The following is a 14,164-nucleotide window of genomic DNA, read 5'->3' as shown; positions in this document are numbered from 1 at the left end:
ACGGCGCCCCCCACTTCGAGCCCGCATTGATCAGACGGAGGAATCATTGCCCAACAGACGGGCTCCCCGGCACACCCGGCCGGATCCCGGCCTCGACCTCGAAAGGCGCGGCGTACGGATCGGCCTCGGCGCCGTGGTCACCCTGGCCCTCACCGGGGGGCTCGCCGCCACCCGGACCAGCGGCGGCGCGGCGTTCCTGGCCGACGCCCAGGCGTTCCTCACGTTCTACGCCGGGGTCTTCTCGCTCGTCGGCCTCACGACGACGGTCGCCCTCGGCCTGGCGGCGACCGACCGCGTCGTCCTGCCCATCTCCCAGCGGGTGCGCGTCCAGCTCGTGCACCGCGCCATGGCGCTGCTCGGCATCGGCTTCCTGATCGTCCACATCGGCATGAAGATCGCCGCCGGGCTGGTGCCGCCGTACGGGTCGGTGATCCCCTCCACCGACGTCTACGTGTCGCTGGGGGCCGTGGCCTCGGACCTGTTCGTCGTCATCGTCGCGACCGGCGTGATGCGCGGCAGGTTCGCCCAGGCGGAGCGGCCCTGGCTGTGGCGCGGACTGCACGACCTGGCCTACCTCGCCTGGCCGGTGGCGATCCTGCACGGCCTGACCGCCGGCCGGGCCGCCGCGCCCTGGGTGACCTTCAGCTACGTGGCCTGCCTGGCGGCGGTCGGCGCCGCCCTGCTGATCCGGCTCGCCGCCGCCACCCGGCCCGCCCGGCAGGCGGCGACCGGCGACTGGAACGCCGAGTGGAGCGCCGGCCGTGCGTCCCGGGAGGACCTCGCGGCGCCCGCTGCCGCCGTACGGCGGCAGCGGGCGCCGCGTGAGGCCGCCGTCCTCGGGCGCACCGGCACCGATCCCCTCGACGTCCTCGACACACCTCCCACCCCCCAGGAACCCCGCCTCCGGAGGATCGTTTGATTCCCTACCGTGTCTCCCACGTCCGGCGGCTCGGCCCGGCCCGGCTCACCGCCGGATTGGACGACCACCGCAGGCTCGACCTGAACGCGCACTACAAGTTCCACGACCGGCTCCCGAGCCACACCGTGGACGCGCTGATCTCCATGGCCGAGGAGGTGGACCTGCGGGGCAGGGGCGGCGCCGCGTTCCCGTTCGCGCGCAAGCTGCGCGCCGTGGCCTCCCGCGCCCGCGACAGCGAGACGGTCGTGCTGGTGAACGCCGCCGAGGGTGAGCCCGCCAGCCTCAAGGACAAGACCCTGCTCACCCGGGCGCCCCACCTCGTTCTGGAAGGCGCCCTGCTCGCGGCCAGCGCGCTCGGCTCCCGGGAGGTGGTGATCGCGGTCGGCGCCGGCGAGCTGGCCGAGGCCTCGGTCACCGCCGCCGTGGCCGAGCGCGGCCTGACCGGCCTGGTCCGGGTCGCGGGCATCCAGGAGCGGTTCATCGCGGGCGAGGGCGGCGCGCTCGTCCGTGCGGTCAACGGCGAGGCGGGCCTGCCCCCGGGCCGGAAGGTCCGCTCCAGCGACAACGGGGTGCGCGGGCTGCCCACGCTGCTGTCGAACGCCGAGACCTTCGCGCAGCTCGCCGTGCTCGCCGAGCTGGGGCCGGAGGAGTACGCCTCGGTGGGCACCGTCCAGGAGCCGGGGACGATCCTGCTGACGGTCGGCGGCTCGGTGACCACCCCCGCGGTCGTGGAGGTCGCGCCGGGCGTGCCGCTGGCCGACGTGCTCAACCTGTGCGAGGCGAAGATCGGCGATGGGCTGCTGCTCGGCGGCTACCACGGCACGTGGATGTCGGCCGAGGACGCGTACGGCGCGATCCTGTCCCGCCGCGGCGCGAAGGAGGCGGGCGGCGAGCTGGGCGCGGGCATCGTGGTGGTGCTGGGCGAGGACACCTGCCCGCTCGGCGAGACGGCGCGGGTGGCGAACTACCTGACGGCGCAGTCGGCCGGGCAGTGCGGGCCGTGCCGCCTCGGCCTGCCGGACCTCGCGCGTGCCTGCCGCCGGCTCCAGGACGGCGACCCGGACGGCCCCGACCTCGTCCGCCGGGCCGCCGCCGCCGTGAAGGGCCGGGGCGCCTGCTTCCACCCGGACGGCTCGGCCAGGTTCGTGCTGTCGGCGCTGGACGCGTTCGCCGACGACGTGGAGGAGCACCGCTTCCACGGCGGTTGCGGGCGGGCGACGAAGGGCGTGCTGCCACTGCCGATCGAGGACGCGCAGGACGCCAGGCTCGTCGTCGACTGGACCCGCTGCCAGGGCCACGGCCTGTGCGCGCACCTCGTGCCCGAGCTGGTCAAGCTCGACCGCCACGGCTTTCCGGTGTTCATGGACACCGGGGTGCCCTCCTGGCTGCTGGGCGAGGCGCAGAAGGCCGTGGAGATGTGCCCCGCGCTGGCCCTCCGCATAGGGATGAAGTGATGGGCTTGTAACCAACCGGACCGGTTCCATGAGCGTCTCAACGAGGTAGATCACCACCTCGGGAGTACGACCATGATCGACAGACGGAGTTTCCTTCGCGTCTCGGCCCTGGCCGGGGCCGCCGCCTTTTCCGGCACGGCTTTCGCCGCCGCGGGTCCCCGTCCCGCCGACTGGTCCGCGCTCGGGCGGGGGCTGGACGGCAAACTGATCCGTCCCGGCGACGCGTCGTACGACAACGCGCGCCGCGTCTTCAACTCGGCCTTCGACTCCGTACGCCCGGCCGGGGTGGCCTACTGCACGACGGCGGCGGACGTGTCGGAGTGCCTGGCGTTCGCCCGGCGATACGCCGTGCCGGTGACCTCCCGGTCCGGCGGGCACAGCTACGCGGGCTGGTCCACGGGCAGCGGGCTCGTCATCGACGTGTCGCCGATGAGCGGCGTGTCCTACTCGGGCGGCCACGCCACGGTCGGCGCCGGGGCGCGCCTGGTCGACGTGTACGCCAAGCTCGCCGCGCACGGCGTCAGCATCCCGGCGGGTTCCTGCCCGACCGTCGGGGTGGCCGGGCTCACGCTGGGCGGCGGCATCGGCGTGGTGTCACGGCAGTACGGCCTGACCTGCGACGTGCTGGAGTCCCTGAAGGTCGTCACGGCGGACGGCAAGGTGGTGACCTGCTCGCCGAGCTCGCACCCGGACCTCTTCTGGGCCTCCCGGGGAGGCGGCGGCGGCAACTTCGGCGTGGCGACGTCGTTCACGTTCCGGACTCATCCGACGCGTTCCGTGACCCTGTTCTTCCTGCACTGGCCCTGGTCGAAGGCCGCGGCCGTGCTGAAGGCATGGCAGGCGTGGGCGCCCTCAGCGCCCGACGCGATGTGGTCCAACTGCCACCTCAACCACGACCCGTCGCTCGACGTGATGGTCGGCGGGCTGTACCTCGGTGGCAAGACGGCGTGCGAGAACCTGCTGCAGAAGCTCGTCGACCGCGTCGGCTCGGGCCCTTCGACCCGCTACGTCGCGACGTCCGCCTACGACCACGCGATGATGGTGGAGGCGGGCTGCGCGTCGATGTCCGTGGCCCAGTGCCACCGTCCCGGCACGCTTCCCGGGCAGAACGCGAGCGGCAAGCTCGTCCGCGACTCGTTCTCGGCCAAGTCGCATTTCGCCTACACGCCGCTGTCGTCCGCCGGGATCAAGGCGCTGCTGGCCCAGGTCGCCGCGCCGGGACGGCACTCGGTGCTGATCGACGCGCTCGGCGGCGCCGTCGCCAGGGTCCGCCCCGACGCCACCGCCTTCCCGCACCGCAAGGCGCTCTTCAGCGTGCAGTACTACTCCCACTTCTCCGGCGCCGCCGGCTGGGCCCGGACCGCCCACGCCGCCATGCGGCCGTACTTCGGGGACCACGCGTACGTGAACTACATCGATCCGGAGCTCAAGGACTGGCGGCAGCAGTACTACGGCGCCAACGCCGCCCGGCTGGCCCAGGTCAAGGCCACGTACGACCCCGGCCGCCTGTTCCGCCTCCCCCAGGGTGTGTGAACGGTTGCCGATCGGGCCTGGCTGCGCGAACCTCACGATATGAGCGAGGAGCGGCGGACGATGATCGGCGCCGACGGCGCCCCGGTGTTCAGTTACCTGGAAGGCGTCCGCGACGGCAGCCCCTGGGCCTACGCGATCGAGGACATCGGTCCGGGAGCCGCCGGCGCGATCACGTCGCGGATGCCCGGCTGGGCGGTCTCCGCGCCGGTCGAGCTCGGTCAGTCCCTGCTCGGCCGAGGCGCGCGGCTGCTGCGGCACATGCACATGATGCGGTGCGACCTGCCGATCACCCGGCCGGTCACCCGGCCGGTCGCGGACGTCGCTCCGGACGGCTTACGCATAGTGCCCTGTGACCGGTCGCCCGTCGAGATCTTCCCCGCGTGGTTCGCGGCCTATCCGCCCGGCCATCCCGACTACCGCCCGCGGGACCGCGAGAAGGCATTGCAGGAGGAACTCGTTCCGCTCCTCGGCGGCGAGGAGATCGGCCCCCTGCTTCCCTGCAGCGTCCTCGCCGTACGGGACGACTCTCCAGGAACGGACGAGGTGGTGGGCGGCGTCTTCGCGACCGACTCGAACCGGGGACCGTGGATCGCGGACGTGTTCCGGCACCCTGACCGGTCGCCGCGAGGTCTCGGCGCGCTCATGCTGTCGGCCACCCTGGCCCGGGCCGGCGCGGACGGGCTGACCGGCGTCGGCCTGGTGGTCACCGAGGGCAACCCCGCCCGCCGCGTGTACGAGAGGGTCGGTTTCCGCATGATCGACAGTGCGATGACGGTCATGATCTGACAGCAGTCCCCTCGGCCACCATTGACGTGATCTCGTCGTTGGTGACCGGCTCGCCACTGCCCTCGCATTGCAGTCCTCTTCCACGTGAGCCATGCCGAGCCGCCGACCCTCCCGTTACTCAATGTGATAAATAGATTGCCGTCAGCAATCATTCGGGGGGAAGTCCATGAACGTATCTCGATCTCGCGCGTACCTGACCTGCGGTCTCGGCGCCGCCGCGGCGGGTGTGCTGGGCCTGGCCCTGACGGTCGTCCCGTCGGTCGCCGAGGGCGCGTCGAGCGGCAGCGGCCAGAGCACCAGGCCGGTCGCCGACCCCTCGCCGAAGCAGCCGGGCGGCCACACCGTGCTGACGTGCGCGGTGAGCACCAACGGCCAGCCGATCACCGCCGACCCCGCGGTGGGCAAGGAGGCCCGCGCGGTGACCGCCAAGGGCACCGTGACGCTCACCGGCTGTTCCTCTCCCGACGGGAGCTTCCCCAACATCCGCTCGGGGACGGCCACCTTCAAGGGCACCGGGCAGGCGTCCTGCACGGGCGTCCAGGACGTCGCCGGCACGGGCACCGTCACCTGGAAGGACGCCCAGGGCCAGACGCTGGGCACCTCCACGGTCCGCCCCAACCTCAACGGGATCGCCTCGTACAACCCCGGCGACATGATGCTGGTCGGCGAGGTCACCGAAGGGAAGCTGAAGGGCAAGCGGATCGCCGGCAAGGCCGCTCCCACCTCCGACATCAGCCAGTGCTCCAGCAAGGGCGTGAGCAGCGCCCAGGGCAGCGGCACGGTCGCCTTCATCGCCGTCGACACATCGAAGTAGCCGACGCGGGACCGGGTGGGGAAGGGTGCTGAATGCCGTCGGATGAGCCCGTGCTGCGGGTGCGGGACGTACGGAAGAGCTACCGGGGTCGCCCGGTCCTGCGTGGAGTGGATCTCGATCTGCCGCCCGGCCGGGTGGTGGGGATCGTCGGGGAGAACGGCGCGGGCAAGACCACGCTGCTGCGCGTCCTCGCGGGCGACCTGCGGCCGGACGGCGGGTCGGTGCGCCACGGCGGGCGCATCGGTCACTGTCCGCAGGAGACGGTGCTGCACGACGCGTTCACGGTCGAGCAGCACCTGCGGTTCTTCCAGGTCGCCTACGGCCTGCGGAGCCTGTGCAGGGCCGAGAAGCTGATGGAGGCGCTGCGGTTCTCCGGCTCCGGCCGGGCCCGCCCCGCCACGCTGAGCGGCGGCACGCGGCAGAAGCTCAACCTCGTCGTGGCCCTGATGCACGACCCGGACGTGCTCCTGCTCGACGAGCCCTACCAGGGCTTCGACTGGGAGACGTACGTACGGTTCTGGGACCTGGCCGAGGAACTGCGCGCGCGTGGCCGCTCGGTGCTGGTGGTCTCCCATCTCGCCTACGACGCGGCCCGGCTCGACACGCTCCATCGCCTGGAGGGCGGCCTGCTACATGTCGCGGACAGGACCGGTGCCGTGTGAGACGCCATTGGGCCTGCTACGCCACCGCCGTGCGCATGACGTTCGTGGAGCACCTGCGCAACCGGCTGGCATTGGTGATCATCGTGGTCTTCATCCCGGTGTGGGCGATCCTCATCTACGCCCTGTCCCTGGAGATCCCGCTCCCGTTCTACGTCCGGGCCGCCGACCGAACCGTCACGGTGCCGGCCAATGTCCTCAACCAGCTCGGCGGGGCGCTGCAGATCCTGGCATTGATCACCGGGTTCATGATGTTCGTGACCACGATGAACTCGGCGTCCTTCGACCGCCGGCTGGTGCGATCCGGTTTCCCCCAGCTGTGCCTGATCGCCGCGAAGCTCACCGCCCTGGCGGTGGTCGCGCTCTGCGTCGCGCTCTACGCGACCGGCCTGATCTGCCTGACCCATCCGACCGCGCAGCCCCTGCTGCTCGCCGCCGCCCTCGCCGGCGGGGCGCTGATCTACGGAGGGATCGGCATCGCGCTCGCCGCGGTGCTGACCAGCGACCTGGCCGGTCTGGTCCTCGTCACCGTGATCTGCTCGATCGACCTGGCCCTGCAGAGCCCCCTCGCCACCCCCGCCGCGGCCGGCGCCCTGGTGCGTTACCTGCCCGACTACGGACCGATGCAGGCGGCGGTCGCTGCCGTGGCCATGGACACGGTGCCCTGGAACGCCGTCGGCCCGGCCGTGTGCTGGGCGCTAGGCACGGTGATCCTCGGCATCTCCGCTTTCGCCGGCCGCACGCGCGCGCACCAGCCGGTGGGCGGGCCGGTGACGGCGCATTCATGAGTCCCCGTCTGGAGTATCCGTGACATCTGAGAGCGTTTCTCGTGCCTTCCCCGCCCTGGAGTCCGACCTGGATCGGGTGCGGGAGATCGTCGGCATGGCGGATGTGCCGAGCCGCTCCGAGCTGGCCCCGCTGACCAGGCAGCCGGCCGGTCACCGTCACCTGATCCGGCCCACCCTGGCACTGCTGTCGTACTACGTGCTCGCCGGGCCGGAGCGGGCCGCCGACGTCCGCGCCGTCAAGGCCGCGGCGGCCGTCGAACTGCTGCACATGGCATCGCTCTACCACGACGACGTCATCGACGACGCGCGCCAGCGCAGGGGCAGGCCGAGCGTCAACATCGTGTGGGGCGCGCGCCTGGCGGTCCTGGCCGGGGACCTCCTGTTCATCAGCGCCAGCCGGATCCTGTCCGAGCTGGGCCGGCGTGAGGCTTTGATGGTCGCCGAGACCGCCCAGCGCACCTGCTCGGGAATGATCGCCGAGACGGCCGACCGCTTCCTGCTCTCCCGCACCGAGGAGGCCTATCTGGAGGTGACCGGCGCCAAGACGGCCGAGTTACTGTCCCTGGCCTGCAGGCTGGGCGCCATGCAGGCCGGGCGGGACCCCGAGGCTGAGGAGGACCTGGCGCGGTTCGGCTGGCATCTCGGCCTGGCCTACCAGGTGCGCGACGACATCCTCGACCTGACCGCGACGACCGGGGAGCTCGGAAAGCCGGCCAACTCCGACATCACGGAAGGCGTCTACACGCTCCCCGTGATCAGGGCCCTGGGCCGCGAACCCGCGCTCGCCCGGCTGCTGCGCCGCGGCCTGACCTCGGCCGACGCCGAGCGCGCGCGGCAACTGGTCCTGTCCTGCGGAGCCGTGGAGGAAGCCCGGCAGGTCGTCGACTCCCACATGGAGACGGCTCTCCGGCGACTCGATCTCCTGCAGCTCCGGGGCCTCGGCGATCCGCGATCACGTGAGGGGCTCGCCGGCTACGTGCGGTCGGTCATGGGTTCCGGTGGAAAGGCCGCCCCGGCATCCGTCACCGTGCCCGCCCCCTTTCCCGTTCCCTCTCTCGTTCCGGCTTCCGCTCGGGCCGGCGTCCCGGCCGGGGAAAAGGAGCGCGTACAGGAGCGGTTGGACGCCTGGTTGCTGCACACCGGGCTGGCGGCCACGCCTGAGGAGGCCCGCCACCCGCGATGGAACGCCATGGCCTCGACCGCCGCGCGGTTCTGGCCGGACGCCGACGCCGAGCAGGCCGAGACGCTGGCCCGGTGGATGCTGGTGATCGCCGTCGTCGACGACCTCTTCGACGAGCCGGGTCTCGCCGACCCTGGCGAGATCGTCCGGCTGCGACACCGGCTCACCCGCCTCGTCCGCGGGCTCGACGACACCCCGCCGACCGGTGGAGCGGTCGCCACGGCCATGGTCCAGGCATGGGAGCGGATCCGCCTGATCCAGCCGCCCTCATGGCGGACGCGCGCCCTCGGCCACTTCGAGGAATGGCTGGAGGCGGCCGAGCGCGAGGCATGCCACCGGCTCAGCGGGTTCATCCCCAGCCTGCGGGACCAGTTCGCGCTGCGCCTGGGGAGCTCCGGGGCGCCCGTCTTCCTGGACAGTGTCGAGATCACGTACGGCAGGGAGTTCGAGCCGGCGGTACGCGACCATCCGCTCTTCCGGCGACTGCTGGACGTCGCCACGGCCGCGGCTCTCGCGGAGAACGACCTGCGGACCCTGGACGAGGACGAGGCCGTCGGCGCGCCCTACAACCTGGTCAGGGTGCTCCGCCACGAGACCGGCTGCACCAGGCAGGAGGCGATCGACGAGGTGACCCGCCAGGTCGAGGACGGCTTCGCCCAGGTGGACGCCATACTCGCCTCCGCACCCGCCATCCTGCGCTCCGCCGACGGCGGCGCCGGCTCCGTGGCCGGGATGGGTCTCCTGCGTCTTACCCAGAAGCGGCTGCCGGGCTGGCGCACCCTCCACGACATCGACCGCTACAGCCGCTCGTCCGCAGGCAGCGAGACGTACCTGACCCGGCTGCGCCGGGAACTCCTGCTCGAGTACGCCGAGACCGGCGCGGCACGCTGACCCCGGTCCCCTACGCGGAGATGTCAGGCGGATCCGTCCGCGGCGAGGCGGTCGAGCCATTCGCCGAGCACGTGGCGTTCGCCGTCGGTGAGAGCCGTTGCGTCCGGCAGCGCGGCGCTCAGCGCCATCGCCGCCGCGGCGGGTCCGGGGGCTTCGACCGCGGGGGCGTCGGTGGTGATGGCGGCTATCGCCGCATCGCGGGCCACCTCTGACAGGCGCGGGTCACGCCGTTCCTCTGGCAGGGCGAGCAGCGTGAAGACCGTGCCGCAGCCCGCGGCGTGCACGAGGTCCGCCGCCAGGCGCTCGCCGACCTTCAGCCGGCCGGCGGCGGCGATGGCGCGGATGCGCTCCCCCAGCATGCGGAAGGCGGCGACGGCGGCGGGCGACTGCCGTCCCGGCGTGGGATCGCCGTACATGAGCGAGAACAACGCGGGGTTCGCCAGCCCGAAGCCGACGTGCAGGTCCCATCCGGAGCGCAACGCCTCGACCGGGTCGTCGGCAGGCGGGCTCGCCTTCTTGTCCCGCAGATATGAGCTGAAGCCATACTCGGCGACCGCGTCGAGCAGGCCCTCCTTGTCGCCGAACAGCCGGTAGATCGTCGGGGCCTGCGTCCCCGCCGCGGCGGCCACCGCTCTGGTGGAGAGGGCGTCGCGCCCACCGCTCGCGAGCAGCCGGGCCGCGACCGACACGATGTGGGCCCGCGTCCTGTCGCGGCCGCTCGCCGCCTCGCTCTCCGGATCGCTCATGCTTCCAACGATATCAGCATGTTGCTATCGCCGATTTTCCAGTGTTAGCGTTCAGCCGATATCAGCGATAGCAAGGAGTGCATCGTGATCGTCATCACCGGAGCGACCGGTCAGCTCGGCCGCGGCGTCGTCGAGCGCCTGCTCGCGCGTCTCCCCGCCGACCGGATCGGCGTCAGCGTCCGCGACCCCCTCAAGGCCCAGGACCTCGTGGACCTCGGCGTACGAGTCCGGCAGGGCGACTTCGACGACCCCGCGAGCCTGGAGCACGCGTTCGAGGGCGCGTCGCAGGTGTTGATCGTCTCCGGCCCGGCGGACGCCCGCCCGCACCGTACGGCGATCGAGGCCGCCAGGGCCGTGGGCGCCGAGCGGATCCTCTACACGAGCCACATGGGCGCGAACCCGGCCTCCCCTTTCGCCCCGATGCCGTCCCACGCCGAAACCGAGCAGGACCTGCGCGCATCCGGGGTCGCGTTCACCGCGCTGCGCAACGGCTTCTACGCGACCACCGCGGTCCATTTCGTGAGTCAGGCGCTGCGGAGCGGCACGCTCGTCGCCCCCGAGGACGGCCCGGTCTCCTGGACCGCCCACGCCGACCTCGCCGAGGTGGCCGCCGTCGCGCTGACGGAGGAGGGCAAGCTCGGCGGGATCACCCCGCCGCTGACCGGTCCCGAGTCACTCGACCTCGCGGACGTCGCCGCGATCGCCTCCGACCTGACGGGACGCGTGATCACCCGCGTCACCGTGCCGGACGACGAGTGGGTCGCGGGCATGGTGTCGCGCGGCGCGCCCGAGCAGCAGGCCCGCTTCTTGCTGGGCATGTTCGAGGCCAGCCGCCGGGGAGAGTTCGCCGAGGCCGGCCCCGCCCTCGGGGAGCTGCTCGGTCGTAAGCCGATCGCGATGCGCGAGCTGCTGGCGGCCACGCTGACGAACTGACCTGCGCGGCGTCCGGCCCTTTTGCGCCTGATTCCGCCCGTTCGATTCGCGTGATCGTTACAGTACGTCGGACGGGGCGTTCCCAGGGAGTGCAGGCATGGGCAGGCGCAAGTACCGGAACGAACGTCGTCACTACAGATACATCGAGGCCGTGGTGCTCGGCCGTGTTCTCGACGAGAAAACGCAGTCGGTGCTGCGGATGCTGCCCGGGCAGCCGATGGTGACGGCCGACCATTTCTCCGCATCCGTGGATTGGGACGACTACACGCGAGAGATGGAGGAATTCGTCGAGCAGACGTTTGACGCCTGGCTGTTCTTCGACAACGACGGTCCCCGTACGGTCGCCTTCCGGATCCCCAGCGAGGCGCTGCCGGCGCAGGCCGTCGCCCCGCACCTGCACGGCGACGTGCTTCAAGGCCTGCGCATGGAAACGAGCGAAGACGACCTGCTCCTGCGGTTCAGCATGTACGCCGAGGACTCCGAGCTGTTCAACCTGCACGAGTCGGGCACGGGATGGCTTCGGGACATCCTTCCGGTCCGCGAGGAACTGATGTCGGGCAGGCTGGACGCGCTGGAGCTGGGGCGGGTGGTCGGCACCCACTGGGACGAGGTCGACCGCGACCTGTCCGCCGAATATGGGCTGTCGAAGGCGTCACGCGTCCTGGCGGCGTACCTGCTGGTCGCTCCACAGGAACTGGCACGCTTGGCGGGCGAGCGGGCGGAAGCAGGGAGCGGGGACCTGCCCCCGGGGTGGCTGTCCACCTGTTCCGGTCTCGAACCGGTGGCCCGATGGGAGTTCGCCGCCGCCGATCCGCGCAAGTCCTTCCAGATCACCCTGGGGCGGTTGCCGAGCGGCTGCGAGTACGGCGACTGGTACGTGACGTCGTCGGAGCCCCGCGGCAGGCCCCTGGCCTTCCACACGGAGGACGACGCCCGGCGTGGTTACCACGACGAGGCGCTACGGCTGCAACGGCTCAACGACCCCGGCCGATGGCGGCAGCTGGACTCCACCGTGTGAGCCAATACGGGCTCGGGACGAGGGCGCGGAAATTTCATCGGCCGACGTGACCGTGTCCGCTCTCTGCGTGCGGTAACACCTCTCGGTGTCGATCGCGGGGCGCGGTCAGCCGAATTAGGCGGCCTCGTTTTCCGGGCCGACTTTCATGTCGGGACATCCGGCGACCTCACCATGGCCAGATATAAAGTGTCATGAAAACATGTGAGGAGGCCGAAAATGCTGGTCGAATGGCTGGCAGCGGTGGCCGCGGCGGGTGGAACCGCGGTGGTGCAGGCCGCGGGCACGGACGTGTGGGTGAGCGTGCGGCAGCGGGTGGCGCATGTGCTCGGCCGCGACGATCCCGAACGTGAGCAGGCGGAATTGATGCGGCTGGATCAGACCGCGACGGATCTCGCCTCGCTCGCCCCGGGGGAGGCGGCGCTGATGCGGGCCCGGCAGGAGGCGTCCTGGACGGCCCGATTCGAGATGCTGCTGGAGAGTCTCGGCGAGGCCGAACGCGAACGGATCGCCCACGAACTGAACGACATCGCCGACGAGGCTCGTCACGCATCCGTGGGAGGAGTGTCGGGGAACGTTTTCCATGGACCGACCGCGTTTCAGGTCGGGAACCGCAACCGTCAGGACAACCACTTCGGGCCGAGGGCATGACCCGCGACTCCGAATCAGGAAGAGACGGAGTATCGGGAAACGTCTTCCACGGCCCGGCCCCCTTCCAACTCGGCGATCGCAACGTCCAGATCAATCACATCCACCAGCCGGCGCCACAGCGCCGCCCGCTGGTCCTCGCAGGTGTGGCGGTCACGACAAGAGAGGAACTGGCCGCCGCCATCCGCGGCGACTGGACTGCCGCGAGGCGTCAGTTCTTCGAGGGCGTGGCCACGACCGGCGCACCCTCCGACGGTTGGCTCAGCCTTCTCGCCTGGCTGCACGAGCTCGACGGTCTCACCGCCGATGACCTGACCGCTCAGATCGAACTCATCGACCATCGGCTCCGAGACGACGGACTCCCGGCTGACCTGAAACTGCTTCACCTGCTGGGCTGGCTCGATCCGGAGGGAGAAGCCGTCTGGCGGGGAACGGTCGTGACCCCGGAGTCGCTTTCCGAGGCGCTCAGGATCGGTCGTCTGCGTGAAAGCGGCCCCGAATGGGGGCTCTACCGCGACCTCTGCGAGGGCGGCTTGTTGGACGCCCTCTCCAGGTTCACCGTGCTGAGCGCGCTCCGCGGAACGCAACGGACCTGGGACGAGGTCTGGGATTCGTGGCGGCGGCTGGCCGCTCGGGTGCCCGACCTGCCACCCGAAGCCCGGGAATGGGCCGGGAGCGGGGCGCGCGGGCTGCTGTTGGCGGCCCTTCTGCCCTCCTCGGAGAGCAAGACGTGGTTGCGCGCCGCCTGCGAGAGCGTGGCGCCACCCCCCACTGGTGAGATCACCTGGTACGACTGGTTGCGCGCGCGGGATGGCGGCTCCGATACCCCTATCGGATGGCTCGTGCGCACCGACTTCACCGCCTTCGCCGCGGCTCAGGCGGAACAGCGGCGTCGGCAGGCGGCGGTCGACCGGCAGAACCAGCAGGCGATGACCGCGCTGGACGCCGCCTCCACTCTGCGAGACCGGCAGTGGGCCGACTATGAGAGCCGGCGGCTCTCGCCCACCGCCCGATCGGGAGCGGTCATCCGCGCGGCGCTGTGGCTCGGGACCTGGGGCGTGGCCACGATCCCGGTGGCCTGGATCATGTGGGGCTGGGCTCGGCCGGACATCGCCGCGACGATGTCCTGGTATCTCGTCGCGCTGACCCTGGCGGCGTACGCAGGCTGGCTACCAAGAGTCATACGGCTCGGCGCGGCGTACCAGCCTCCGCTGCGGCGCATGCGCGAATGGGCAGAGGAGGCCCGGGCCGACCCCGGAAGCGTTCGCAGGGGTCTGATCAGAGCCGGCGCCGTGGTCGGAGCCCTCCTGATCCTTGGCGTGCTCCTTCACGACATCGGCGTCATAGCGACAACGGTTCTCGTCACTCCCTTGCTGGCCGCGGCGTTTTATTTCGCCCGCATCGGGGCGCTTCACGACTGGGCGGACGAGCATAAGGAACGACTGCGGGACTACCAGTCCAGGCGGCCCGGTCCCGGCGGCATTCCTCAGAGCATCGCCCGAGGCGTCCAATCGCCGTCGGCCAGAGTCCGGGCCGACGCCTACCAGGCGTACATACGACAGTTCATCGGCCTCGACCACGGTGGGAAGGACGACGGCGACCGCAAGAACGACCGCCGCAGCCGCTGAACGGTCGACAGCGGCCCCAGTGCCGGGCGATGCCGCGCCCGGCGGCGGTCAATAGGATCTTTGTCGATCTGTCGAAAAGCATTCCAGCGGGGGCGATGTGAACGGCGGCAGCGGGGCGGGGGGCTTACGCGGTTTCGGTGACGGGCATGAGTCCGGCCCCGGGTGGCCGT

Annotated in this window: 13 protein-coding genes; 12 read left to right on the top strand and 1 reads right to left on the bottom strand. The window is 71.3% G+C overall.

The window, feature by feature from the left end; all coding sequences use genetic code 11:
* The first annotated feature begins 46 nt into the window (after nucleotides 1-46).
* From QSK36_RS06870 to QSK36_RS06835, 8 genes are all read left to right on the top strand, one after another.
* The gene (locus QSK36_RS06870) at nucleotides 47-919 is read left to right on the top strand and encodes a hypothetical protein (RefSeq protein ID WP_285781721.1); all 873 of its coding nucleotides are present in this window, start codon (nucleotides 47-49) and stop codon (nucleotides 917-919) included.
* Nucleotides 916-2,373: an NADH-quinone oxidoreductase subunit NuoF family protein gene (locus tag QSK36_RS06865; RefSeq protein WP_285781720.1), complete on the top strand. Its 1,458-nt coding sequence runs from the start codon at nucleotides 916-918 to the stop codon at nucleotides 2,371-2,373. Before QSK36_RS06870 ends, QSK36_RS06865 begins: the two co-directional genes overlap by 4 nt.
* A 72-nt stretch (nucleotides 2,374-2,445) precedes the next feature.
* The gene (locus tag QSK36_RS06860) at nucleotides 2,446-3,906 is read left to right on the top strand and encodes an FAD-binding oxidoreductase (RefSeq protein WP_285781719.1); all 1,461 of its coding nucleotides are present in this window, start codon (nucleotides 2,446-2,448) and stop codon (nucleotides 3,904-3,906) included.
* A 39-nt stretch (nucleotides 3,907-3,945) separates the two neighbouring features.
* Nucleotides 3,946-4,692: a GNAT family N-acetyltransferase gene (locus QSK36_RS06855; RefSeq protein WP_285781718.1), complete on the top strand. Its 747-nt coding sequence runs from the start codon at nucleotides 3,946-3,948 to the stop codon at nucleotides 4,690-4,692.
* Nucleotides 4,693-4,858: 166 nt separating this feature from the next.
* Complete coding sequence (locus QSK36_RS06850; RefSeq protein ID WP_285781717.1) at nucleotides 4,859-5,506, top strand: hypothetical protein; 648 nt, start codon at nucleotides 4,859-4,861, stop codon at nucleotides 5,504-5,506.
* Nucleotides 5,507-5,538: 32 nt separating this feature from the next.
* Complete coding sequence (locus QSK36_RS06845) at nucleotides 5,539-6,168, top strand: ABC transporter ATP-binding protein (protein WP_285781716.1); 630 nt, start codon at nucleotides 5,539-5,541, stop codon at nucleotides 6,166-6,168.
* Entirely contained in the window at nucleotides 6,165-6,953 is a 789-nt protein-coding gene (locus QSK36_RS06840; protein WP_183534840.1) for an ABC transporter permease, read from the top strand. Before QSK36_RS06845 ends, QSK36_RS06840 begins: the two co-directional genes overlap by 4 nt.
* 19 nt (nucleotides 6,954-6,972) lie before the next feature.
* A complete protein-coding gene (locus tag QSK36_RS06835) occupies nucleotides 6,973-9,024 on the top strand; it encodes a polyprenyl synthetase family protein (RefSeq protein ID WP_285781715.1) in 2,052 nt (683 codons plus the stop codon).
* Nucleotides 9,025-9,047: 23 nt separating this feature from the next.
* Here QSK36_RS06835 and QSK36_RS06830 read toward each other — a convergent pair whose 3' ends face one another.
* A complete protein-coding gene (locus tag QSK36_RS06830; protein WP_285781714.1) occupies nucleotides 9,048-9,770 on the bottom strand; it encodes a TetR/AcrR family transcriptional regulator in 723 nt (240 codons plus the stop codon).
* 84 nt (nucleotides 9,771-9,854) lie between these two features.
* Between QSK36_RS06830 and QSK36_RS06825 the strand changes: the two genes are divergently transcribed.
* The 4 genes from QSK36_RS06825 (at nucleotide 9,855) to QSK36_RS06810 (ending at nucleotide 13,994) form a co-directional block, all read left to right on the top strand.
* The gene (locus tag QSK36_RS06825) at nucleotides 9,855-10,703 is read left to right on the top strand and encodes an SDR family oxidoreductase (RefSeq protein ID WP_285781713.1); all 849 of its coding nucleotides are present in this window, start codon (nucleotides 9,855-9,857) and stop codon (nucleotides 10,701-10,703) included.
* Between the two features lie 97 nt (nucleotides 10,704-10,800).
* Nucleotides 10,801-11,721 (top strand): hypothetical protein, encoded by a 921-nt coding sequence (locus tag QSK36_RS06820; protein WP_285781712.1) that lies wholly within the window; start codon nucleotides 10,801-10,803, stop codon nucleotides 11,719-11,721.
* A gap of 216 nt (nucleotides 11,722-11,937) precedes the next feature.
* On the top strand, nucleotides 11,938-12,369 hold the full coding sequence (locus tag QSK36_RS06815) for a hypothetical protein (RefSeq protein WP_285781711.1): 432 nt from the start codon (nucleotides 11,938-11,940) through the stop codon (nucleotides 12,367-12,369).
* Nucleotides 12,370-12,512: 143 nt separating this feature from the next.
* On the top strand, nucleotides 12,513-13,994 hold the full coding sequence (locus QSK36_RS06810; protein WP_285781710.1) for a hypothetical protein: 1,482 nt from the start codon (nucleotides 12,513-12,515) through the stop codon (nucleotides 13,992-13,994).
* The last annotated feature ends 170 nt before the right edge of the window (nucleotides 13,995-14,164 follow it).

This window comes from Microbispora sp. NBRC 16548 (genome assembly GCF_030268985.1).
Taxonomy (GTDB): Bacteria; Actinomycetota; Actinomycetes; order Streptosporangiales; family Streptosporangiaceae; genus Microbispora; species Microbispora catharanthi.
This window is presented reverse-complemented; position numbering and strand designations above follow the sequence as displayed.

Coding starts and splice junctions, on each gene's coding strand:
- QSK36_RS06860 (WP_285781719.1), top strand. CDS start 2,446: ATGATCGACAGACGGAGTTTCCTTCGCGTCTCGGCCCTGGCCGGGGCC.
- QSK36_RS06855 (WP_285781718.1), top strand. CDS start 3,946: ATGAGCGAGGAGCGGCGGACGATGATCGGCGCCGACGGCGCCCCGGTG.
- QSK36_RS06850 (WP_285781717.1), top strand. CDS start 4,859: ATGAACGTATCTCGATCTCGCGCGTACCTGACCTGCGGTCTCGGCGCC.
- QSK36_RS06845 (WP_285781716.1), top strand. CDS start 5,539: ATGCCGTCGGATGAGCCCGTGCTGCGGGTGCGGGACGTACGGAAGAGC.
- QSK36_RS06830 (WP_285781714.1), bottom strand. CDS start 9,770: ATGAGCGATCCGGAGAGCGAGGCGGCGAGCGGCCGCGACAGGACGCGG.
- QSK36_RS06820 (WP_285781712.1), top strand. CDS start 10,801: ATGGGCAGGCGCAAGTACCGGAACGAACGTCGTCACTACAGATACATC.
- QSK36_RS06815 (WP_285781711.1), top strand. CDS start 11,938: ATGCTGGTCGAATGGCTGGCAGCGGTGGCCGCGGCGGGTGGAACCGCG.